The organism is Novosphingobium sediminis, from assembly GCF_007991615.1.
GTDB classification, from domain to species: Bacteria; Pseudomonadota; Alphaproteobacteria; order Sphingomonadales; family Sphingomonadaceae; genus Novosphingobium; species Novosphingobium sediminis.
The window spans coordinates 26,368-48,720 of the sequence record NZ_BJYR01000015.1; the positions used below are offsets into that span (position 1 = coordinate 26,368).

Sequence of the window (22,353 nt, forward strand, 5' to 3'; positions counted from 1 at the left end):
CTCGGCTCCCTCAGTAGGCCAGTTGCAGCGAAAGCAGCCCGCCGCGCTGGTTCTTGAACGTCGCGACCGAGCCGACATCGACATAGGCCGCCGTCACCGTCACGTGCCGGGCCACCGCCCAGGCCGCGAACAAGTCCTTGGCATCATCCTCGCGCGCAATGCCAAGGTTGTCCGGCCGCGTGCGCCATTCGCCGCCAACGACCAGCCTTGAGGTCACCATGTACCCCAGCGATCCTTCAAACTGCACGCTGCGACCCGCACGCTTGTCTCCGCCGAAGCCGAGCAGGCCAAACTGGTTGGCCTTGGTCCACCGCACGGTCGCGTTGGCCAGCACGCTCGCGCCCAGAAACAGCTTGGTCGCGCTCACCGTGAAGTCGGTGCCCGCCGAAGCCTTCGCCCCCACCGCGCGCACCACGGCGGCATCGAGGCTGCGCTTGTGCTCCACCCCCACGCTCACCTGCGGCAGCCAGCCCGGCCCATAGACAAGATCGCCCGCCAGCCGCACCTTGGCCGAGAAGATGTCCTGATTGAACTGAAACCCACGCCCCAGCCCCAGCGCCGCGCCCACGTTGCGTGTGTTGAAGTTCTGCCGCGCATAGGCCAGCTCGACCCGGTCGCGGATGCCCGCCGCAATGCCATGCGTATCGAGCCGGAAATCGGGTAGTTCCACCCCCGTCACATGCGCCGAGATGCCCACCGCGCGGTCCGTGCCCATGCCGGAAATCGTCGCCCACGTGGCAAGGCCGCCGCCGCCGCTGCCCTCGATCGTGGTGATCCCGTTGGTCAGGATCAGCTTGCCGCTGTCGAAGCTGACAAGGTCGCGGGCCGCTGCCGGAGCGGCCGAAACCAGCGCCCCCAGCACGCAGGCCAGGGCAGGAAAAACGGGGCTTTTTCGCATTCCCTCTCGTTAGCTAATTCCCCTTGCAGAATGGTAAAGGCAGCGCACCGAACGATTGACCAGTTCTTAGGAAAATCCTGCGAAACCGCGTACATGCTGAAGCGGTTCGTGACTCGGTTGCCCCTTGGGCTCCTGTGCCTGACGGGGGTGTCGGCAAGCGGTCCGCAGACCTCGGTGGTTCAGGTCTTCGACCAGCGCGGCCTCCCGGTCGAAGGCGCGGTGATCGAAATTCCGCCCCCGCCGGGCAGCACGCGCGCCGTCACCTTCCCGTGGCGCAATGCCATGGCCCAGCGCAACCAGACCTTCGTTCCCGGCACTCTGATCGTGCCGCAGGGCTCGTCCGTCGCGTTCCCCAATCTCGATACGGTGCGCCACAGCATCTACAGCTTTTCCAAGCCCGCGCGCTTCCAGATCGAACTCTACGGCCGCGACCAGACGCGCTCGCAGCGTTTCCCGATCACCGGCACCGTCGCGCTCGGGTGCAATATCCACGACAAGATGCGCGGCTATATCCGCGTCGTCTCGACGCCCTACGCGGCCGCCACCGATCTCAACGGGCGCGGCCAGATCGATGGCCTCGCTCCCGGCACCCACCGCGTCACCGTGTGGCACCCGCGCCTGCGCGGCAGCGGCAACGAGACCGTCCAGACCCTCACCATCGCGTCCGGCAATCCGGCCCGCCTCACGATAGAGCTGCGCTGACCTCATGCCCAACGCCCTCCCCGCCAGCATCAATGGCCGCATCATCGCCCGCCTGTCCGCTTTCCGCCCCCGCACCCTGCGCGCGCGCATCGCCGCGCTGTTCATGGCGCTGCTCGCGGGCGTCATGGCAGTCACCGTCGGCGTCGCGGGCAGCGGGGTCAGCCTGTTCGCCCACGCCGTCGCCGAACGCGACATGTCGGCCAACGCCCGCGTGTTCGAACAGCTGATCGCCAGCCGCGCCGGGCAATTGCGCGATGCCGCCTCGGTCGTCGCGCGCGATTTCGGCTTCCGCGAGGCCTTCGCCACGAACGACCGCGCCACGCTCGGCTCCGCGCTTGCCAGCCTCGGCGAACGCAGCGGCGCCGAAGTCGCCGCCGTCGTCATGCTCGATGGCACCGTCGTCACCAGCCCCGGCGCCCCCGCGCTCGATGGCAAGGCGCTCCTCCCCGCGCTCGATGCCGGGCAGGGCAGCGGCGTGATCGATCTCAAGGGCAAACTCGGCCTCGCCGTCGCCGCCCCGATCGAGATTCCCGATCTCGCGGGGTGGCTTATCCTCGCCCAGCCGCTCGGCACCCGCGATCTCGAAGCCTTGGGCCGCCTCTCCGCCGTGCCGATCAAGGCCTCGGTCGCCCCCGCCACCACGCTCGCCCCGGCGCAGCGCGATCTCGGCCTTGGCCGCATCGGCGAACTGGAAACGCCGCAGGGCCGCCAGCTCGTCCGCCTCTCCGCGCTCCCCAGCCTCCAGCGCGGGATCGAGCCGCGCCTCATCCTCAGCCATTCGCTCGATCAGGCGATGGAGGCCTACCGCGCGCTCAACGCCGTGCTGATGGGCATCGCCCTCGTCGGCACGCTCGCCGGCCTCTGGCTCGCGCTGCGCATCGCGCGCAGCATCAGCCGCCCGCTCAGCCAGCTTGCCGGCGCCGCCCAGCGCTATGCCGGCGGCACCGTTTCCAAGGTTCCCGTCACCGGTGATGCCGAAGTCGCCGATCTCGCGCAGAGCTTCAACGCGATGGTCGACGCCATCGAGGAGCGCGAGCGCCAGATCGTCCACAGCGCGCTGCACGATGGCCTCACCACGCTCCCCAACCGCCGCTTCTTCATCGAAAAGCTGGACCGCGCCGTCGCCCGCCAGATGCCCACCAGCCGCACGATGGTCGTCTTCGTCGATCTCGACAATTTCAAGATCATCAACGACACGCTCGGCCACCCCGCCGGCGATGCGCTGCTGCGCCAGGCCGGCCAGCGCCTGCAGGAACGCTTCCCCGATCACATGGTTGCTCGCTTCGGCGGCGATGAATTCGGCCTCCTCGTCACCGGCCTCGGCGAAAGTGCCGATCCCGCCTCGATGGCCCGCACCATCCACGCCGCGCTCAACGACGAGGTCGATATCGGCGGCCGCACCGTCCAGCTCAGCGCCAGCTTCGGCGTCGCTGTCGGCCCCTCTGACGGCGCGACCAGCGACGAGATCCTCAAGAACGCCGATCTCGCGCTCTACCGCGCCAAGAGCGAGGGCAAGGGCACCTACCACTTCTTCGAGGCCGCGCTCGATGAAGAAGCCCGCCGCCGCCGCCAGCTCGAGCTCGATTTGCGCAGCGCCGTGCGCGAAGGCGGCTTCGAGCTGCACTTCCAGCCGCTCTATTCGATGGCCGAGCAGCGCCTCAAGGGCTTCGAGGCCCTCATCCGCTGGAACCACCCGGAGCGCGGCCTCGTCAGCCCGGCAGAGTTCATCCCGCTCGCCGAAGAAACCGGCCTCATCGTCCAGATCGGCGAATGGGTGATCCGCGATGCCTGCGCCCGCGCCGCCGCGTGGCCCGGCCACCTCTCGGTCGCGGTCAACATCTCGCCGCGCCAGTTCACCAGCCCCGTCCTCGCGCAGACCATCGTGCAGGCGCTCGCCGCCTCCGGCCTCCCCGCGAACCGGCTCGAACTCGAAATCACCGAGAGCATCTTCATCGGCAATGTCGAGCGCACACTCGCCATGCTCCACAGCCTGCGCGGCCTCGGCGTGCGCATCGCGCTCGATGATTTCGGCACCGGCTACTCATCGCTCAGCTACTTGCGCAGCTTCCCGTTCGACAAGCTCAAGATCGACCAGAGCTTCGTCCGCGATCTCGGCCGCGACGCCAGCGCCGGCGCCATCATCCGCGCCATCACCACCCTCGCCGCCGCGCTCGGCATCGAGACCCTGGCCGAAGGCGTCGAACTCGAATCCACCATGGAAGCCCTGCAACGCGAAGGCTGCGACCTGATCCAGGGCTACCTCGTCAGCCGCCCCGTGCCCGATGGCGCCGTCCCGGCCCTGATCACCCGCCTCGCCGGTGAAGCGCCGCACCGCGCAGCGGCGGGCTAACTCGTATCCCTCCCTCCCGCTTGCGGGAGGGGTCGGAGGTGGGCCCGCGCCCCCCTACTCCACCACCGGCAGCGCAATGTAGCTCCCGTCCGCCCCGCCCACGCTCACCTTCTGCGTGGCCTTCACGTAATCCCCCGGCTTCGCATCGAGGATCGAAGGCACAAACGTCTGCGGATTGCGGTCGTAAAGCGGGAACCAGCTGGACTGCACCTGCACCATGATCCGGTGCCCGGGCAGAAACACATGGTTCGCCTGCGGCAGTTCAAACACATAGCCCAGCGGCGTGTTCGCCTTCAAAGGCCGCGCCTCGCTCAGCGTCTCGCGGAAGCGGCCGCGGAAGATGTCCATGCCCACCGCCAGCTCGTATCCGCCCATCGCCCGGTCGCCCGCCACGGCATCGGGGTAAACGTCGATCAGCTTCACCACCCAGTCGCTGTCGGTCCCGCTGGTCGATGCCGTCAGGTGCACCACCGGCGCGCCCGCAATCGTCACCGGCTTGTCGAGCACCGGGCCGACGAACGCCAGCACATCGGGCCGCCCCGAAACCGCGCGCTGGTCGCCCACCAGCCATGTCGGCCACGGATTGCCGTCATAGCCTTCCTGCTGGTTCGGGCGCGGGTAATAGGTAACCGGCTTGGCCGGGTCGGAGACATAGTCCACCGTCCCCGCCTCGGCTGCGGGCGCGAAACCCAGCCCCTCGCCCGGCAGCAGGTAGAGCTTCTTCTCAGCCTTGGCTGCAGGCCAGCCGCCCAGCTTCTGCCACTCGTTCGTGCCGCTCTGGAACGCCGTCACGGTCGGCACATCCATCGGCTTGTCATAGAGATAATGCGCGAGGAACGGCGCCAGCACGTTCATCCGCCACCACTTGCCGGTATCCGCATCCCACTTGATCGCACCGAGCGTATCGGCCTTCTCGATGGCCTGCCCGTGATACCATGGCCCGATCGACATATGCAGCAGGCCGTCCTTGTCCTGCGGCTTGAGCGCCTTCCACACCGCCGGCGCGCCGTAGATATCCTCCTGATCCCACAGCGAATGGACCAACAGCGTCGGCACCTTCAGCGGCGCCTTGGCCAACACCTTGTCCATCGCCTGTTCCTGCCAGAAGCTGTCCCACGCCTGATGCGCCTTCAGCTTCTGCCAGAACCCGATCTGATCCAGCCCCTGCGCGCTCGCCAGCGCGCCTGCCGAGCCATATTTCATGAAGTGCGCATAGGCGTCCGCCTCGGCCACTTCATACTTGTTGGCATTGTCCCGCGTCGCCACCTGTTCCCAGATGTAGCTGATCCCGATCTGGCGGAACGCGCCGTTGTGGAACCAGTCGTCGCCGCGCCAGCCATCGACCATCGGGTTCATCGGCACCGCCACTTTCAGCGCCGGATGCGGGTTCACCAGCGCCGCCAGCGCGGTAAACCCGTCATAGCTGATCCCGATGATCCCCACGCGCCCGTTGCTTTCGGGCACGTTCTTCACCAGCCAGTCGATCGTGTCGTACGTGTCGGTCGCGTGGTCGGTCTTGGTCGGATTGAGCGACGTGCCCACGAAGGGCCGGTTCATCACGTACGTCCCTTCGGAGCCATACTTGCCCCGCACATCCTGCACCACGCGGATATAGCCGCCGCCCGTCACCACATCGGGCGCATGGTCATAGCCATCTAGCGCCACCGCCATGATCGGCGAGCCATGCTGGCTGGTCATTTCTTCCGCGTTGTAAGGCGTGCGGGTGAGCAGCATTGCCGGTTTCTGGGCGGCACCCTTCGCCCCCTTCGGAATCATGATGACGGTGTGCAGCTTCACCCCGTCGCGCATCGGGATTTCCACCGCGCGCCGCTCATAGTCCCGCGCCGCCACCGGCTGCGTGATCGTCGTGGGCCGCTCGTCATAGACCGGCCCCTTGGCGGGCGCCGCCCACACCGTCCCGGCACTCGCCAGCAAAAGCCCAAGAGCCAGACCCGCGCGCAGCTTCGTCATGCAATTCCCCCTCGCCAAAACAAGGCGAGCTTACCACCCGCGGGACTTGTGCCAAGCGTCATTGCGCATTCACGCAGCAGCCGCCACAACCGCCGGTGATGCTCATCCGCGCTTTTGTCCGTTTCTTCGCCCTGCTCCTCATCGCCGCGCTGCCGCTGTCCCCGGCAGTGGCCCCAGCACGGGCCAAGCCTGCCCCCGCCAAGGCCCTTGAACATTGGGCCTTCGAACGCAGCGATCTCGCGCCCGATCCTGCCTTCCGCTTCGGCCGTCTGCCCAACGGGATGCGCTACGTCATCCGCCACAATGCCACGCCCAAGGGCACCGCCGAAGTCCGCCTCCAGATCGATACCGGCTCGCTCGACGAACGGGACAGCGAGCGCGGCTTTGCCCATTTCGTCGAACACATGGCCTTTAACGGCAGCACGCATGTGCCCGAGGGCGAAATGGTCAAGCTGCTCGAACGCGAAGGCCTCGCCTTCGGCGCCGATACCAATGCGCAGACCAGCTTCGAGCAGACGATGTACCTGCTCAGCCTCCCCCGGGGCGAGCCGCGCCTCCTCGATACCGCGCTGATGCTGATGCGCGAGACGGCGAGCGAACTCAGCTTCGATCCCTCGGCGGTGGAGCGCGAGCGCGGCGTCGTCCTCTCCGAACTGCGCGACGGGCAAGGCTATGCGTTGGAGAACAGCAAGGACCAGATGGCCTTCCTCTACCCGCAGGCGCACTACCGGGACCGGCTCCCCATCGGCACCGTGGACTCGCTCAAGGCTGCGACCGCAGCCGCCCTCAGGGCCTTCTGGGCGCGGGAATATGTGCCCGCCAAAGCCACCCTCATCGTGATCGGCGATCTTGACGCCGATGCGGTGGAAGCAGCAATCAAGGCCCGCTTCGCCGATTGGCCCGCCCGCAAACCCGCCAAGCGCCCCGATCAGGGCCGTGTCCTCGTCGATCAGCAAGGGATGAGCCGCATTCACCTCGATCCCGCGCTGTCCGAACGCGTCACCGTCTCGCGCCATGGCCGCTGGCGCCGCGAGCCAGACACCGAGGAAAGCCGCCGCGTCAATCTCCTGCGCCAACTCGGCTACGGCGTCATCAATCGCCGCATGCAGCGCCTCAGCCGCTTGCCCAAGCCCCCATTCCGCGGCGCAGGGCTCGGCACCAGCGAGGTGTTCCACATCGGGCGCACCACCAACCTCATCGTCGATACGCCGGACAAGGGCTGGCGAGATGGCCTCGTCGCCGCAACGCAGGTCTACCGCGAAGCCTTGGCCAAGGGCTTTACCGAAGCCGAAGTGGCCGAACAGGTCGCAGGCGTGCGCAGCGGCATCGAAAACGCTGCGGCCTCTGCCGATACGCGCAGCAACGATGCATTGGTCGGCGCGGCGCTGCTCCTCCTGCGCGATGAAAAGGTGCCGACCACACCCGCCTCCGCGCTCGAACGCTTCAACCGCCACGCCGCTTCGTTCACCCCCGCCGCCGTCCTCGCCGCGCTGCGCGCCGATGCGATCCCGCTCACCAATCCGCTGATCCGCTTTCAGGGCCGCACTGCACCGGCAGGCGGCGAACCAGCCCTGCGCGCCGCTTGGGAACAGGCCCTGCGCGCGCCATTGCGCAGCCAGGTCGATGTGAAATCCGGCAGTTTCGGCTACACCGATTTCGGCGCCCCAGGCACCGTCGCCAGCGATGTGACACGCGCAGACCTCGGCATCCGCCAGCTCCGCTTCGCCAATGGCGTACGGCTAAACCTCAAGCGCACCGATCTCGAAACGGATCGCATCCTCGTGCGGCTCGCCCTCGATGGCGGCGAACTGCTCGATACCAAAGCCAATCCCACTGCCACCGAGATGACCTCGATGCTCCCCACCGGCGGGCTCGGAAAGCACAGCATCGACGAGTTGCAGAGCCTGCTTGCCGGCCAATCGGTCAGCTTCAGCATCAACTCGGTCGGCGATGCCTTCGTGCTCGGCGGCGGGACCACGCGGCGCGATGCCGAACTCCAGCTCCAGCTCCTCGCCGCGCTGGTCAGCGATCCCGGCTGGCGCACCGAAGCGGACGAGCTCTACCACCAGACGATGACGAACTTCTTCGCGCGGCTCGATGCGACCCCCGCCTCCGCGCTCGCCAACACGCTGCCCGGCATACTGTCCGCCGGCGATCCGCGCTTCACCGTCCAGAGCCCCGAAACCTATCAGACACTCACCATGGCCCGCCTCAAGGCCGATATCGGCGATCGGCTGGCCCACGGCGCCATCGAGCTCACCCTCGTCGGCGATTTCGATCCAGACGCCGCGATTCCCATGGTCGCCCGCACCCTCGGCGCGCTCCCGGCGCGCGAGCCTGATTTCCGCCCCTACGCGGATGCCCGCGAGCGCAGCTTTACGCCCAAGCGCGGCCTCACCGTGATCCGCCACAAGGGCGCGGCCAATCAGGCCATCGTCCGCTATGTCTGGCCCACCACCGATGATAGCGACCCCGTGACCAGCATCGGCCTCGAACTCCTGCAGGAAGTCACCGGCATCGAAGTGCTCGACACCGTGCGCGAGGCGCTCGGCAAGGCCTATTCCCCCGGCGCGTCGTCCTCGCTCAGCCGGGTCTGGCGCGGCTGGGGCACGTTCACCGTCAACGCCTCGGTCGATGTCGCCGATGTCGCCGCCACCCGCAGCGCCATCGAAAGCACCATCGCCGATCTGCGCGCCAAGCCGGTGGACGCCGATATCCTCGCCCGCGCCCGCGCCCCGATGCGCGAGAGGATCGACAGCCTGCTCAAGACCAACGCCGGCTGGCTCGCCCTGATCGACCGCGCACAGAGCCAGCCCGACCGGCTCGACCGATTCCAGAAAGCGCGCGAACGCCTCGACGCGCTTACCGCCGCCGATCTGCAAGCCCTCGCCAAACGCTACCTCGCGCCCGATCAGGCCGTCGTCGCGCTTGTCCTGCCCGAAGGCGCCCCCGCCCCTGCCCGTTAGGGAGGATGGGCCTTTGCGCGATTAGGCGTAGCCTTCCGTTTGCAGGCACCACGCCCGCCGGAGGGACCATCCGCCATGCTCACCCGCCTCGCACTCGCCGCCGCCGCGCTCGCGCTCGCGCTCGTCCCCACTGCCGCCATGGCTGGCCACAGCGAGCTCGAAGTCCCGCCCGCCGACACCTTCCTCCTCGGCGGCGAGCAGAAGGCAGACATGGTCGTCTCCGGCCGCAACACCGGCCAGACCACGATCACCGTCCTCGCCGTGACGGATGGCTCCTCGCCCGAAGTGCTGATCGCCACTGTCGCCCCCGGCGCCAGCTTCCAGCACGCCTATGGCCCCGGCCAGATCGCGATGATCCGCAACCAGTCGACCAGCGAAACCGCCCGCCTCAGCGTCGATTTCACCGGCAGCCCCAGCAGCCTCTCGATGGCCTACCTGCTCCCCCAGAAGAACTGACCTAGCGGACGTCAGCCCGTCTTGGCGTCCTCGTCGGGTTCTTCAGCTTCACTCTGGGCCTTGAAGTCGAAGCCGGTATCGATCCTGCCCATCTCGGCGATCACTGCCTTGGCCAGTGCGCGAACATCCTGCGCGCCGAAGACAATCGCGCGCAGCAGGTTCTCGGTCGCGGCCTGCCGCCGCTTGTAATACTGGTAACCATAGATGGACGCGGCGGCTGCGGTGGTGATCGCTGTTTGCAGGACGCTCGAATCCGCCAAGACGAATTGCGTGGCAATCTTCGTCCCGACCACTGGCCACATCAGCACAAGCGCGCTGAGGATCAACGCCAGGATCAGGCATATCTTGTTGAGGAGAGCGAAGCTCCACTGCTTGATGTAAACGTCTCCGGCCAAGGCAAGACGAACCCGCAGCGCCTCATTTCCTTCAGCAGTATCCCTCATGTAGTCGATCAGGAATCTGCCGCTGGTCTTGCGATACTCACCCGCCATGAGATTCTCCGGTGGCTGCTGCGCTTAGGCCACAGTATCCTGGTAACGTCGCACTGCAAGTATCCCCAGCACCACCAGCATCCCCGCGAGCACGCCCATCTCGGGCAGCGCGTCGATCAACCCCCAGCCTTTCAGCATCACCCCGCGCACCAGCCGGATAAAATGCGTCGTCGGCAGCACTTCGGCCAGCGTCTGCGCCCACACCGGCATGCCGCGATAGGGAAAGGCAAAGCCTGAAAGCAGCACCGATGGCAGGATGTAGAAAAAGCTCATCTGCATCGCCTGAAGCTGGCTCTGCGCCAGCGTCGATAGCGTGAAGCCAAGGCCCAGGCTGGTTATCATGAACAGCAGCGTCGATCCCAGCAGCAGCGGCAGCGGCCCGGCAAACGGCACCTGAAACAGAAACCGCGCCGCCAGCAGGATCACCGTCAGCTGCACCACCCCGATGCCGAGATAGGGGACGATCTTGCCCACCATCACCTCGAACGGGCGCAGCGGCGTCGCCAGCAGGTTCTCCATCGTCCCCTGCTCCACCTCGCGCGTCACGGAGAGCGCGGTCAGCATCACCATCGTCATCGAAAGCACGATGGCGAGCAACCCCGGCACCACATTGTGGCTGGTGATCCCTTCCGGATTGTAGCTCCGGTGCAGCACCAGCTCGACCGGGCTCTGCCCCGCCGCACGGGCCGCCAATGGCCCGATCAGATCATGCCCCAGCGCCGTTCCCACCGCATCGCCGATGGCGCTCAGCGCCGGGCCCGTCGCGGCAGGATCGGTCGCATCCGCCGTCACCAGCAATTGCGGCCGCCGCCCCCGCACCAAATCGCGCCCGAAATCCGCCGGGATCGTCACCACGAACTGCACCTTGCCGTTCTGGAGCAGCTCGTCCCCCGCGCCCGGCGTCTCCACCAGTTCAGTCACCTTGAAATAGGTCGTGTTCCGCAGCGCCGCGTCGATAGACCGGGCAAACACCGAATTGTCCCCGCGCTCGATCGCCATCGGCAGCCCGCGCGGATCGTTGTTGATGGCATAGCCGAAGATCATCAGCTGCATCAGCGGCATGACCAGCATCATGCCCACCGTGCCCCGGTCGCGCAGCATCTGCCGCACTTCCTTGAACACCATCGCGCCAATGCGCTGGAGGGGGGTCGCGCTCATTGATGCACCACCACCGAGTTGTCCTCGGCCCCGCGCATCAGGTGGATAAACACGTCCTCCAGGCTCGGGCTCGCCTCGCGGAAGTGGATCGTATCCGCCCACGGCGCGACCGCTTCATGCAGCGCCGCCATATCCGGCCCGCAGACATGCAGCGCCGTGCCGAACGGCGCCGCCATCGCCACCCCCGGCCGCGCCTCGATCGCCGCCGCGAGCCGGTCCGCACCCGTTCCATCAGGGAGGTGGCCTTCACCCTGCAACGCCTTCAGCCCGGAGCCCGCCACAACTTCGGCAATGCTCCCCCGCGCCAGCATCCGGCCATAGGCGATATAGGCAATCTCGTGGCAGCGCTCGGCCTCGTCCATGTAGTGTGTGGAGACGAGCACGGTCATCCCGTCCGCTGCCAGCCCATGAATCTGGTCCCAGAACTCACGCCGCGCCTGCGGGTCGACACCGGCAGTCGGCTCGTCCAGCAGCAGGATTTCCGGATCGTGGAGCACGCAGGCCGCCAGCGCCAGCCGCTGCTTCCACCCGCCCGATAGCTTGCCCGCCAGCTGGTCGCTCCGCGTCGCCAGCCCCAGCTTCTCCAGCGCTTCCGCCACCCGCTCGCGCCGCCGCGGCAGCCCATGCACCCGCGCAAAGAACTCCAGATTCTCCGCAATCGTCAGATCGGAAAACAGCCCGAACTTCTGCGTCATATATCCCACGCGCGCCTTGATCGCGCTGCGCCGGGTCTTGAGGTCCTGCCCCAGCACCGTCCCCTCGCCCGCATCGGGAATCAGCAGCCCGCAGATCATCCGCAGGGTCGTCGTCTTGCCCGAACCATTCGGCCCAAGAAACCCGCAGATCCGCCCGCGCGCCACCCCCAGATCGACCGCATCGACCACGGTCCGCCCGCCGAACCGCTTCGTCAGCCCCCGCACATCGATGACGAGATCGTCGGTCACGGCAGCACAGCCACCGGCAATCCCAACGGCAGCGGCTTGTCTGCGGGCAACATCGCTTCCACCATGAACACCAGCTTCGCCCGCGCATGTTCGCTGTAAATCACCGGCGGCGTATATTCGGCGCGCGGCGCGATATAGCGCACGGTCGCCGTCCGCTCCGCGCCGCAGCCATCGCAGGTGAACTTCACCGCCTGCCCCATGCGCAAAGCCGCCACCCGGTCCTGCGGCACGAAGAAGCGGATCTTGCGCTTGTCATCCGGAATGATCGAAACGACCGGCTGGTTCGCCGGCACCCATTCGCCCGGATTGAAATAGGTCTGCTCCACTTGCCCCGCTGCCGGGGATACTGGCGCGATTTCCTGCCGCCGCCGTGCTTCCGCCGCCAGCGCCGCCTTGGCCCCCTGCACCTGCGCCGCCGCCGCTGCTTGCTGCGCGCTGCGGCCCACCGTCAGCTCGCCGCTGCGCTGCTGCGCCTGCGCTTGGCGCACGCTTGCCGCCGCGCTGTCCCGCGCCGCCTGCGCTGCGTCCAGCTGCGTGCGGCTGGCAAAACCCTTCGCCGCCAGATCGGCAAAGCGCCGGTAATCAGCCTCCGCCTTGACCAGTTGCGCCCGCGCCGCAGCTTCCGCCGCCCGCGCCACGTCGATTTCCGGTGTCCGTTCGCGCGCTGCGCCAAGGTCGCTGAGCGAAGCCTCGGCCCCCGCCACTTGCGCCGCCGCCTGCGCCGCGCTTGCATCCGCCGTGCGCGGATCGAGCGCGAATAGCGCCGCGCCTGCGCTCACCCGCCCGCCGCGCTCGACCGGGCGGCTTGCAAGCGTTCCGGAAACCGGCGCCGCCACATAGAGCGCTTCGCCCTCGACATAGCCGAGCCACGGATCGGGCGCGGTCGGCCGGGTCAGGAACCAGATCGCGGCGCCTGCCAGCACGGCCAGCACCAGCAGGATCGGCAGCCGCTGGCGCATGGTCATGCGAGTTCTCCTCGGGCCGTCAGCCCCTTCAGCAGCACCTCGGCGTGGCTCACCGCCATGGCCTCGATGTAGAGCGGCTCGGCGCCCACCGGCTCGAACACGATCCGCCAAAGTGCGGAAAAAATCATGCCCCCCGCCACGCTGCGCGCGGCCAGCGCCGGGTTCGCGCAGGTAAACTCCCCGCGCGTCACGCCGTGGCGGATAATCGCCTCGATCGCCCCCAGCACGCGGGTGATCGCGTGATCGTGATAGAACTTCACAAGATCGGGAAAGGCCTGCCCTTCGCCGATAATCAGGCGGGGCAGGAACGCGATATTGCCGCTGCCCAGCCGCACCATCACCACCTGGATGAACCGCCGCAGTGCATCGGGCGCCGGTACATTGCCCAGCGGCGGCATCGCTTCGGGCAGCACGTCGGCAATCAGGCCTTCGACCAGCCCGCGAAACAGCGTCTCCTTGCTATCGAACCGGCTGTAGATCGCGCTGCGGCTGATCCCCACCCGCTGCGCGATGTCCTCCATTGTCGTTGCGGCAAACCCGCGCGTGGCAAAGGCTTCGCGGGCGGCATCGAGGATGCGGTCCAGTCGGTCGGGAGGAGTGACTCGTGCCATGCGCGAATAAATAACAGACGCGTCTGTTATTTAAAATGGCGATGATGCGCCGGGCGGCGATTTTCCTACTCTGCCGTGATCTGCTAGGACCGCCGAATGCCCCGGATTTGTGCCCTTTCGCTGTCCCGTTCGCCGCGCAACCGGCGGCCGCTCCGGGCCACGCCGATTTCGCTCAGGACTGTGTCAACCGCGTCAACCTCGGCTCGAACTTGCGGCCAACTTGCGCTCGCGCGCCGACCGGAGCATAGGCGCTCCCGAGTCTCCCCCAAGCTGCCCGGAAAGGCCCGTCACCCATGAAGATTCGTGTCCACGTCAGCCTCAAGAACGGCGTGCTCGATCCGCAGGGCCGCGCCATTCACCACGCGCTCGAAGGCCTCGGCTTCCAGGGCGTCAACGATGTCCGCGCTGGCCGGCTGATCGAAATGGACGTGGCAGACACCACCACCGACGCCGCGCTCGACGAGATGTGCCGCAAGCTCCTCGCCAATCAGGTGATCGAGAACTTCCGCATCGAAAAGGTCGCCTGAGGAGCACGTCGCCATGGCCTTTACCGCTGCCGTCATCACCTTCCCCGGCTCCAACTGCGATCGCGACATGGCCGTGGCGATCGAGCAGATCACCGGCGGCACCGTCCACCGCGTGTGGCACGGCGATGCAGAACTACCCTCTGGCCTCGATTTCATCGCGCTGCCGGGCGGCTTCTCCTACGGTGATTATCTGCGCTCGGGCGCAATGGCCGCACGCTCGCCGGTCATGCAGGCGGTCGTCGCCGCCGCGAACCGGGGCGTCACCGTGCTTGGCGTGTGCAACGGCTTTCAGGTCCTCACCGAAGCAGGCCTCCTCCCCGGCGCGCTGATGCGCAACGCCGGCATCCGCTTCGTCTGCCGCGATGTCCCGCTGGTGGTTGAAAACAACCAGTCGCTGTTCACCGCGCGCTACACCGCCGGCCAGAACATCACGATCCCCGTGGCGCACCACGATGGCAACTACTTCGCCGATGCCGAGACGCTGGACCGCCTCGAGGGCGAAGGCCGCATCGCGTTCCGCTATGCAGAACCCGTCAACGGCTCGCAGCGCGATATCGCCGGTGTCCTCAACGATGCGGGCAACGTACTCGGCATGATGCCGCACCCCGAACGCATGATCGAACCCGCGCAGGGCGGCAGCGATGGCCGTGCCTTATTCGAAAGCGTGCTGGCAGGCCTCGGCGTCGCCGCCTGATCCTCAGGCCTCGCGGCGCCACTCGATGCGGTCAAACAACGCACTGGCATCGTGTGCGGTCATCGGGCGGCCGAAGTAATAGCCCTGGATCTTCTTGCAGCCGAGGCGGCGGATCACGGCCAATTCTTCTTCCGTTTCAACGCCTTCCGCCGTGGTCGACATCTCGAGGCTGTCGGCCATCGCCACCACGGCGCGCACGATCGCCAGGCTCTCGGGATTGTCCTTCGCCGCACCCTGCACGAAGCTGCGGTCCACCTTGATCGTCGAGAAGCGCAGCTTCCGCAGGTATCCGAGCGACGAATAACCCGTCCCGAAGTCATCGAGCGCCACGCCGCAGCCCAGCGACATGATCCGCTCCAGCGTCTGCTGCGCCGCCGTTCCGTCGCGGACGAAGATGCTTTCGGTGACTTCGATCTCCAGCCGGTGCGGCGGCAGACCGCTCGCGGCCAGCGCGGAAACGACCACTTCGGCGAAGCTCGGATCGAGCAGTTGCTCACCCGAAACGTTGACCGCCACCTTGATCGGATCGGGCCAGTTCGTCGCCTCGAAGCACGCGGTGCGCAGCACCCATTCGCCGATCGGCACGATCAGCCGGGTGTCCTCGGCGAGCGGGATGAACTTCACCGGGCTCACCGAACCATGCTCTTCCGAATTCCAGCGCAGCAGCGCCTCGAAGCTCACCGGCTCCTCGGTAATCGCATCGACTACCGGCTGATAGGCCAGCTTGAACTCGCCGCGTTCCAGCGCGTGGCGCAGTGAAAACTCAAGCTTGCGGCGCTCTTCGGCATGGGCATGCAGCGCCGGCTCGTAATCGAAATGCAGCCCGCCGCCTTCGTCCTTGGCGCGGTAGAGCGCGAGGTCGGCATTGCGCATCAGCGTCTCGACCGTCGCCCCATCCCGCGGCCCGATCGCCGAACCGACGCTGGCGCCGACATAGAGCGTGTGGTGGTCGATCTCGTAGGGCTGCGAAAGCGCCGTGATGACAGCGTAAGCCACTTCGCGGATCCGCGAGCCATCGCCCGTATCGCGCACCACGATCGCGAACTCGTCCCCGCCCAGCCGGCCGCAGAGCTCGTTCTCGCTCATCAGCGATTTCAAGCGGTCGGAAACCTTGGCCAGCAGCTGATCGCCGACGAGATGGCCAAGCGTATCGTTCACCGCCTTGAACCGGTCGAGATCGATCATCATGAACCCGCAGCGCATCCGCCAGCGATCCGCCTCGCGCATCGCATCGCCCAGCGTCTCGGTCAGCATCAGGCGGTTCGGCAGGCCCGTCAGCGTGTCATAGCGGGCGAGGTAGGCGATCTTGTCGGCGCTCTCGCGCTGCTCGGTCACATCCGAACCGACGCCGCGGAACCCGATGAAGTTGCCATTGTCGTCAAACCGCGGGGAAGCAGAAAGTTCCCACCAGCGGTTGCTGCCATGCAGCGTCACGTGGACGAGCAGGTTCGAAAAGCTCTCCCGCCGCTTCAACCGTTCCGCAAGATCGTGCAGCGAGGAATGGAAATGTCCGCTTTCCCAGGCCGTACCCGCAATCAACTGGATCAGCGGCTTGCCGTCGATATCCTCGGGATCCTCACCGAGCGCGAAGGCAAAACGCGGGCTCGCGGCGCGCACGCGGCGAGTGGAATCGGTCTGCCACAGCCAGTCGGCCTCGCCTTCCTCGAACTCGCGCAGCAGCAGCGAAACGACCTCGCTCTTTTCGGCGACGCCCGCTTCGGCGACCTTGCCGGCAAGGAACATACGCGCCGCTTCAAGACTGCCGACCCACAGGAATATCACGAAAGTGGCCGCTGCAGCAGCAGCCGTCACCTTACCGAAGAACAGGAACGCCAGGACGCTCGCGCCGCCGAGAATGGCGTTGAAGAGCACCGCGCCAAGCGGGACGGCGGCAAAAGCCAGCGCAGTACCAGCCATCAGCATCGCCATGATCGACCAGACCAGCAGCCGCTGCTCGGGCGAGGCGAAGGGCGCCAGCACAAGGATAGGGATCACCCACAGAACACTCGCAGCAACGGTGCAGACCGTATGGCGGTGGATCTCCTGGCGGGTCATCCGGCGGCGATCGGCATCTTCCAGCGTGTGATCGAAGTTCGCACCCCAGATCAGCACCCCGGCGAGCACCGCGGCCCAGCCGAGCAGCGCAGCGATGTGGACCGCACCCCACAGCGCCTGCACGACGAGCATCGCCGCCAGCCCATGGGCGACAAGCCGCGGCCGGGTCAGCCGCGCGAGACCGGAATATTGCAGTCCGCGCAACCGTCCCCAATCACCCTCGGCCGAATCGGAGAGGCCGAGCACGGCCAAGGCCGGCAGCTCCCGCGGCAGGGCGGGCATGGTTTGATCGGTCGTTCGCGTCACACTTCGCGGCTTAGTGGAGAAACCTTGCGCAATGGTAAGCGATTGGAAAATTCGGCCCCTTTCACTGCCGTTCCGGATGTTTTGCAAGGTGCTGAAAAGAGACCAACAAGCTTGGACGGTAGCAAATTCTTCAGCAATTTATTTACCGCGTTCTACCCACCGGTAGCAGCTTGCCTCTGCCGCTTTGCGAGAGGCCGTGCTAGCGCCCCGGAAAGACCACTGACGAGAGCCGCGTGACGACCATGACTGCCTCCCCTCTGATCCTCGACGGCGGCACCGGCCGCGAACTTGCCCGCAGCGGCGCGCCGTTTCGCCAGCCCGAATGGTCGGCCCTTGCGCTCATCGAGGGGCCTCAGTTCGTCAGCGCCGTCCACCGTGCCTATGTCGCGGCCGGGGCGGACGTCATCACCACCAATTCCTATGCTGTCGTCCCCTTCCACATTGGCGAGGAACGCTTTGCACAACAAGGCGCGGCGCTCGCGGCGCTGGCCGGAACGCTGGCGCGCGAAGTGGCCGACGCGGCAGGCCGGAAAGTCCACGTTGCCGGATCGCTGCCGCCGGTCTGCGGATCGTATCGCCCCGATCTCGTCGACCTCGACCGCACCCGCCCGGTGCTCGAAGTCCTCGTCGCGGCGCTTGCACCGAACGTCGATCACTGGCTGGCCGAAACGCTGTCCTCGCTCGTCGAAGCCCGGCTGGCCGCCTCGCTCACCGCGCCGATTGGCAAGCCGCTGTGGCTATCCTTCACTCTGGAGGATGAGACGCCTACCGCCGAGCCTGCCTTGCGCTCGGGCGAGAGCGTGCGCGAGGCGGCCCGCCTTGCAGCAGAACTCGGCGCAGCGGCCCTGCTGTTCAATTGCAGCCAGCCCGAAGTGATGGAGGCCGCCATTCGCGCCGCGAAGGAAGAGCTCGGCCCGGAGAGCGCGATCAGGCTCGGCGTCTACGCCAATGCCTTCCCGCCAATGGCTGCCGATGCCGAAGCCAACAGTGCGCTTTGCCCGATCCGCGAAGACCTGACGCCGGACGGTTATGGCCGCTTCGCCGCAGCGTGGAGCACCGCTGGCGCTTCGATCCTTGGCGGCTGCTGCGGGATCGGCCCGGAACATATCGCCGCGCTGCGAGCAAGCGCAGGCTAGGATGCGTTGTCCGGCCGGCGCTGCCACAGCATCAGCCCATCGCCGAGGATCAGGTACTGCCCGACCGGCACATAATGCGCATGGACCTCGTTCATCACCATCGGCGCGGTGAACGAGGTTTCGTAGATGGTCATGTCCGAACGCGTGAGGATGAACATCGGGCGTCTGGCGAGGAACTCCTCGACGATCTGTTCCTGCGGCCGTCCGACCGCACCATGCTCCATGTATTCGGCGCTGTGGAACGGGAACGGATACTTCGCCCGTGGCCGCGTGCCGGTCGCGGCATAGGCAGCTGTCGGCCCCGAAAAGACGTATAGTGTCCGCGCGGCACCGCCTGCCTTGATCCGGTCCACGAGCGCATGGAACTGCGCCACATCCGCGCGGCCCGCTGCGATATTGGCCGGAAAATTGCCGGTGACGACAAGCGCCGCGACCAGCACGCTGGCGCCGAACCACCCTGCACGCTGGCGCAGATCGTAGAACGGCACAGCGAGCAGGACCGCGAACGGGGCGAGGAAGGCGTAGTAATAGGCCAGCACATTGCTCGGAAAGTAGATCGAGGCGAGCGCGCCCACGGTCATCACCACAACCAGCAGGCTCGCGCGGCGCGGATAAGTCTGGCCGAGGCGGAACCGCGCCCAAGTGCCTGCCGCGATCATCAGCAGGAACGGAGCGATCACCGTCAGAGTCTTGGGATGAAAGCGGCCAATGCTCGTCTTGCGTTCGAAGATCGAGACGAAGTTCGCGTAGACGAAATCATCGAAATGCCCTGCCGCCGCATACCAGGCAGCGAAGGCAATCGTCGGTGCAAGGCCGGTCAGCGCGTAGAGGGCCGCCCGCCCCGCAAGTGGCACCAGCGCGGGAGCGCGGCGGTAGTCCTCGATCAGCACGAACAGAGCGAACACCGCGCAGAACGGCGCGGCGGTATACTTGATCTGCAGCGCGAGCCCGCCGAGCAGCATTGCCGCAAGCATCGCCCGCAGCGAGCCCGGGTAGAGCATCGCGAGGAGCATCATGCCCATGCACAGCGGCGCGAACAGCAGTTCGCTCTGCGCACCCCGGCAGCCGAACACCGTCATCGCCAGCAGATAAAGCAGCGCCGCTACCCACCCGGTGCGGCGATCGGCCAGCACCGCAGCCATGCGATAGGCAAGCCATGCACCCACGCAGGCAAACAGGTTTGCCATCGCGAGATAGGCAAAGGCCCCGCGCCCCAACAGCGCATGGGCGCCTTCATACAGCAGGAACAGCCCGAGCGGCTTGCGATCCCACACGTCGACATAGGGGATCTGCCCGTCGAGCATGGCGGTCGCGACGTAGGAATAGAATTGCTCGTCGTGGTCAACGACCGGATTGTCGATCCACCAGATACGCACAAGCAGCGAGCACGCGGTGATGAACAACAGGACCGGCGCCTCCCTCAGGAGCGCGCCAGCCCAGCCGCCATCCGCGTGCCGCGCGGGCGCTGCGGTCATTCGACGGTGACCGACTTCGCCAGATTGCGCGGCTGATCGACGTCCGTCCCCTTGGCCACGGCGACATGATAGGCGAGCAGTTGCACCGGCACGGCATAGACCAGCGGTGCGATCAGCGGGTGGACCTTGGGCATTTCAATGGTGGCGAGGCAGCCCTCGCCCGCTTCCTCGATGCCTGCCCGATCGGAAATGAGCACGACCTTGCCGCCGCGCGCGCGCACTTCCTGCATGTTGCTCACGGTCTTTTCGAACAGCGGACCCGAGGGCGCGAGCACGATCACCGGGACCGCCTCGTCGATCAGCGCGATCGGCCCGTGCTTCATTTCGCCCGAAGCATAGCCTTCCGCGTGGATGTAGCTGATTTCCTTGAGTTTCAGCGCGCCTTCCAGCGCCAGCGGGTAGTCAGGACCACGCCCCAGATAGAGCACGTCGCGTGCCGGAGCGATAAGGTGCGCCATCGCGGCGATCTCGTCGTCATGGCTCAGCGCAGCGTTCAATGCGGCGGGCGTTTCGGCCAGCTGGTTAACGATATCGGCCTCTTCCTCACGGCTCAGCCGCCCGCGCTTCACCGCGAGGTGCGCGGCAAGTGCGGCGAGCACGGCAAGCTGGCAGGTGAACGCCTTGGTTGAGGCGACGCCGATTTCCGGCCCCGCATGGGTCGGCAGCAGCAGGTCCGCCTCGCGCGCCATCGAGCTGGTCGGCACGTTGACGACGACCGCGATGGTCTGCCCTTCGGCCTTGCAGTGGCGCAGCGCCGCCAGCGTGTCCGCCGTCTCACCGCTCTGCGAGATGAACAGCGCAAGGCCGCCCGGCTCAAGGACGGGATCGCGGTAGCGGAACTCGCTCGCCACATCGATATCGACCGGCAGGCGCGCGAACTGCTCGAACCAGTATTTGGCGACCATGCCGGCGTAGAAGCTCGTCCCGCAGGCGACGATGGTCACGCGGCTAATGCTGGAGAGGTCGAAATCGATCTGCGGCAGCGCCACGGTCTGGTCGATCCGGCGGAGGTAGCTGCGGAGTGTCTGCGCCACCACGGTCGGCTGCTCGAATATTTCCTTCTGCATGAAGTGGCGGAATTCGCCCTTCTCGATCGCCGCCGCCGTTGCGCCCGATGCCACGATAGGCCGCGTGACCTGCACATTGTTCACGTCGTAGATCGTCGCACCTTCGCGGGTGATGACGACCCAGTCGCCCTCCTCGAGATAGGTGATCCGCTGCGTCAGCGGCGCCAGCGCCAGCGCGTCCGAACCCAGATAGGTCTCACCCTCGCCGTAGCCCACCACCAAGGGCGAACCGAGCCGCGCGCCGATCAGCATGTCGTCATGCTGGCGGAACGCGATGGCCAGCGCGAAGGCGCCGCGCAGCGTGGGCAGCACGGCCTTGACCGCATCCTGCGGGCTGAGCCCCGCCTCGACTTGCTCCGATACGAGATGCGCAACGACTTCGGTGTCGGTCTCGCTCTCGAACGTGCGTCCGCGCGCGATCAACGCATCACGCAGCGGCTTGAAGTTTTCGATGATGCCATTGTGGACCAGCGCAACTTCGCCCGTCGCGTGCGGATGCGCGTTGGCGGTGTTGGGTGCGCCGTGGGTCGCCCAACGTGTGTGGGCAATGCCGATCAGGCCCGAGGCGGGATTGCGCGCGAGTTCGAGGACGAGGTTGTTCAGCTTGCCCTCAGCGCGGCGGCGCACCAGCGCGTGGTCTTCGACAAGGCAGATGCCTGCGCTGTCATAGCCGCGATATTCCATGCGGCGCAGGCCATCGACCAACCGGTCCGCCACTTGTTCCTTGCCGACAATTCCGATGATTCCGCACATGGGGAGAGCAGCTTTCGCTAGAGAGTGTAGGGAACGCGGATGCCCGGCATTTCGGCCGGAAAATCCTTGGTGTTGCGGGTGACGAGCACCCGGCCGCGTGTCAGCGCGGTCGCCAGAATGATCGCATCGGGAGACTTCAGGCGCGGACGTTCGCGCCGCAATGCTGCTGCGCGCGAGGCGATTTCCATGTCGATTTCGTCAATCGCGAACCGGTCGAGAAACGATTGCGTCGCCCGCACGGTCTCGCCATCGCCCTTCGAAAGAATCTCGATCCAGGCCATCCGGCTGAGCCATAGACGCCTTCCCCCGGAAGTTGCGCGCTTGAGTTCGGCCCGCGCCGGATCGAAACCCAGCAGCGCGTCGATCACGATATTGCTGTCGAACGCGTAGTCGCTCACGCCGCGTCATCTCCGCGTGTGGAAGCTGCACTGCGCATGGCGAGGTAGAGCGCGCGTTGGCGATCATCCTCGGCGTCGAACAGGTCCGGGAATTCGGCTTTCGCGGCTTCGTAGTCATCGTCCCACGGCCGTGTCGAGGAGGCCCGCTCGCGCCGCTGCCATTCAACGGAATCGCCGATATCTGCACGGTCTTTCCACAGACCGAACCCGATATCGATCCAATCGGTTTCATGGGATGGCGCCTGCGCCTTGTAGCTCGCCACCGCGTCGCGCAGCACCGATGCGCGCGACTTTCCTTGCTCAGCCGCGCGGGCATCGAGCCAGCGAATGTCTTCGTCGGGAAGGTCGGCGAGGATGCGCGTCATAGTGATATCGCGATATCATATCATGATATCATGTCAAGCGGTTTGGGGGGCTTGCCTCCCCTTCG

Annotated in this window: 19 protein-coding genes; 7 read left to right on the forward strand and 12 right to left on the reverse strand. The window is 66.6% G+C overall.

Annotated features, from left to right (window positions below; all coding sequences use genetic code 11):
- Positions 1-10: 10 nt before the first annotated feature.
- The gene (locus NSE01_RS11560; RefSeq protein ID WP_147159771.1) at positions 11-898 is read right to left on the reverse strand and encodes a DUF3034 family protein; all 888 of its coding nucleotides are present in this window, start codon (positions 896-898) and stop codon (positions 11-13) included.
- A 108-nt stretch (positions 899-1,006) separates the two neighbouring features.
- On the opposite strand from NSE01_RS11560, the gene NSE01_RS11565 reads away from it, so the two are divergent.
- Together NSE01_RS11565 and NSE01_RS11570 are read left to right on the forward strand one after the other, a co-directional pair.
- Positions 1,007-1,600 carry a carboxypeptidase regulatory-like domain-containing protein gene (locus NSE01_RS11565; protein WP_147159773.1) on the forward strand — a complete coding sequence of 198 codons (594 nt, stop codon included), beginning with the start codon at positions 1,007-1,009 and terminating at the stop codon, positions 1,598-1,600.
- A 4-nt stretch (positions 1,601-1,604) separates the two neighbouring features.
- A complete protein-coding gene (locus NSE01_RS11570) occupies positions 1,605-3,950 on the forward strand; it encodes a putative bifunctional diguanylate cyclase/phosphodiesterase (protein ID WP_147159774.1) in 2,346 nt (781 codons plus the stop codon).
- A gap of 54 nt (positions 3,951-4,004) precedes the next feature.
- Here the strand turns inward: NSE01_RS11570 and NSE01_RS11575 are convergent, their stop codons facing one another.
- A complete protein-coding gene (locus tag NSE01_RS11575) occupies positions 4,005-5,921 on the reverse strand; it encodes a CocE/NonD family hydrolase (protein ID WP_147159776.1) in 1,917 nt (638 codons plus the stop codon).
- Between the two features lie 98 nt (positions 5,922-6,019).
- Between NSE01_RS11575 and NSE01_RS11580 the strand changes: the two genes are divergently transcribed.
- The gene (locus NSE01_RS11580; RefSeq protein ID WP_147159777.1) at positions 6,020-8,887 is read left to right on the forward strand and encodes a M16 family metallopeptidase; all 2,868 of its coding nucleotides are present in this window, start codon (positions 6,020-6,022) and stop codon (positions 8,885-8,887) included.
- Positions 8,888-8,962: 75 nt separating this feature from the next.
- On the forward strand, positions 8,963-9,343 hold the full coding sequence (locus NSE01_RS11585) for a hypothetical protein (protein WP_147159778.1): 381 nt from the start codon (positions 8,963-8,965) through the stop codon (positions 9,341-9,343).
- Between the two features lie 11 nt (positions 9,344-9,354).
- Here NSE01_RS11585 and NSE01_RS11590 read toward each other — a convergent pair whose 3' ends face one another.
- From NSE01_RS11590 to NSE01_RS11610, 5 genes are read right to left on the reverse strand one after another with little or no spacing between them, the layout of a single operon-like run.
- Positions 9,355-9,834 (reverse strand): hypothetical protein, encoded by a 480-nt coding sequence (locus NSE01_RS11590; protein WP_147159780.1) that lies wholly within the window; start codon positions 9,832-9,834, stop codon positions 9,355-9,357.
- Positions 9,835-9,858: 24 nt separating this feature from the next.
- Entirely contained in the window at positions 9,859-10,992 is a 1,134-nt protein-coding gene (locus NSE01_RS11595; RefSeq protein ID WP_147159782.1) for an ABC transporter permease, read from the reverse strand.
- Positions 10,989-11,936: an ABC transporter ATP-binding protein gene (locus NSE01_RS11600; RefSeq protein ID WP_147159783.1), complete on the reverse strand. Its 948-nt coding sequence runs from the start codon at positions 11,934-11,936 to the stop codon at positions 10,989-10,991. Before NSE01_RS11600 ends, NSE01_RS11595 begins: the two co-directional genes overlap by 4 nt.
- Entirely contained in the window at positions 11,933-12,901 is a 969-nt protein-coding gene (locus NSE01_RS11605; RefSeq protein ID WP_147159785.1) for an HlyD family secretion protein, read from the reverse strand. Before NSE01_RS11605 ends, NSE01_RS11600 begins: the two co-directional genes overlap by 4 nt.
- Positions 12,898-13,512, reverse strand: coding sequence for a TetR/AcrR family transcriptional regulator (locus tag NSE01_RS11610; RefSeq protein WP_147159787.1), 615 nt, complete (start codon positions 13,510-13,512; stop codon positions 12,898-12,900). The genes NSE01_RS11605 and NSE01_RS11610 overlap by 4 nt, the downstream gene beginning before the upstream one ends.
- A gap of 293 nt (positions 13,513-13,805) precedes the next feature.
- Here NSE01_RS11610 and purS point away from each other — a divergent pair, with 293 nt between their 5' ends.
- Together purS and purQ are read left to right on the forward strand one after the other, a co-directional pair.
- Positions 13,806-14,039, forward strand: a complete 234-nt coding sequence (gene purS / locus NSE01_RS11615; RefSeq protein WP_147159788.1) for a phosphoribosylformylglycinamidine synthase subunit PurS — start codon at positions 13,806-13,808, stop codon at positions 14,037-14,039.
- Between the two features lie 13 nt (positions 14,040-14,052).
- Positions 14,053-14,733, forward strand: coding sequence for a phosphoribosylformylglycinamidine synthase subunit PurQ (gene purQ, locus NSE01_RS11620; protein ID WP_147159790.1), 681 nt, complete (start codon positions 14,053-14,055; stop codon positions 14,731-14,733).
- Between the two features lie 3 nt (positions 14,734-14,736).
- Here purQ and NSE01_RS11625 read toward each other — a convergent pair whose 3' ends face one another.
- Positions 14,737-17,070 (reverse strand): putative bifunctional diguanylate cyclase/phosphodiesterase, encoded by a 2,334-nt coding sequence (locus NSE01_RS11625; protein WP_147159792.1) that lies wholly within the window; start codon positions 17,068-17,070, stop codon positions 14,737-14,739.
- A 266-nt stretch (positions 17,071-17,336) separates the two neighbouring features.
- Here NSE01_RS11625 and NSE01_RS11630 point away from each other — a divergent pair, with 266 nt between their 5' ends.
- Positions 17,337-18,230: a homocysteine S-methyltransferase family protein gene (locus NSE01_RS11630; RefSeq protein WP_147159906.1), complete on the forward strand. Its 894-nt coding sequence runs from the start codon at positions 17,337-17,339 to the stop codon at positions 18,228-18,230.
- Here the strand turns inward: NSE01_RS11630 and NSE01_RS11635 are convergent.
- Genes NSE01_RS11635 through NSE01_RS11650 form a run of 4 tightly spaced genes read right to left on the reverse strand, consistent with a single transcriptional unit; the run spans position 18,227 to position 22,288 of the window.
- Positions 18,227-19,705, reverse strand: a complete 1,479-nt coding sequence (locus NSE01_RS11635) for an ArnT family glycosyltransferase (RefSeq protein WP_147159794.1) — start codon at positions 19,703-19,705, stop codon at positions 18,227-18,229. The genes NSE01_RS11630 and NSE01_RS11635 overlap by 4 nt on opposite strands.
- A complete protein-coding gene (glmS, locus tag NSE01_RS11640; protein ID WP_147159796.1) occupies positions 19,702-21,525 on the reverse strand; it encodes a glutamine--fructose-6-phosphate transaminase (isomerizing) in 1,824 nt (607 codons plus the stop codon). The genes NSE01_RS11635 and glmS overlap by 4 nt, the downstream gene beginning before the upstream one ends.
- Positions 21,526-21,542: 17 nt before the next feature.
- Positions 21,543-21,923, reverse strand: a complete 381-nt coding sequence (locus NSE01_RS11645; protein ID WP_147159797.1) for a type II toxin-antitoxin system VapC family toxin — start codon at positions 21,921-21,923, stop codon at positions 21,543-21,545.
- Positions 21,920-22,288 carry a ribbon-helix-helix protein, CopG family gene (locus tag NSE01_RS11650; RefSeq protein WP_147159799.1) on the reverse strand — a complete coding sequence of 123 codons (369 nt, stop codon included), beginning with the start codon at positions 22,286-22,288 and terminating at the stop codon, positions 21,920-21,922. The genes NSE01_RS11645 and NSE01_RS11650 overlap by 4 nt, the downstream gene beginning before the upstream one ends.
- Positions 22,289-22,353 lie beyond the last annotated feature (65 nt).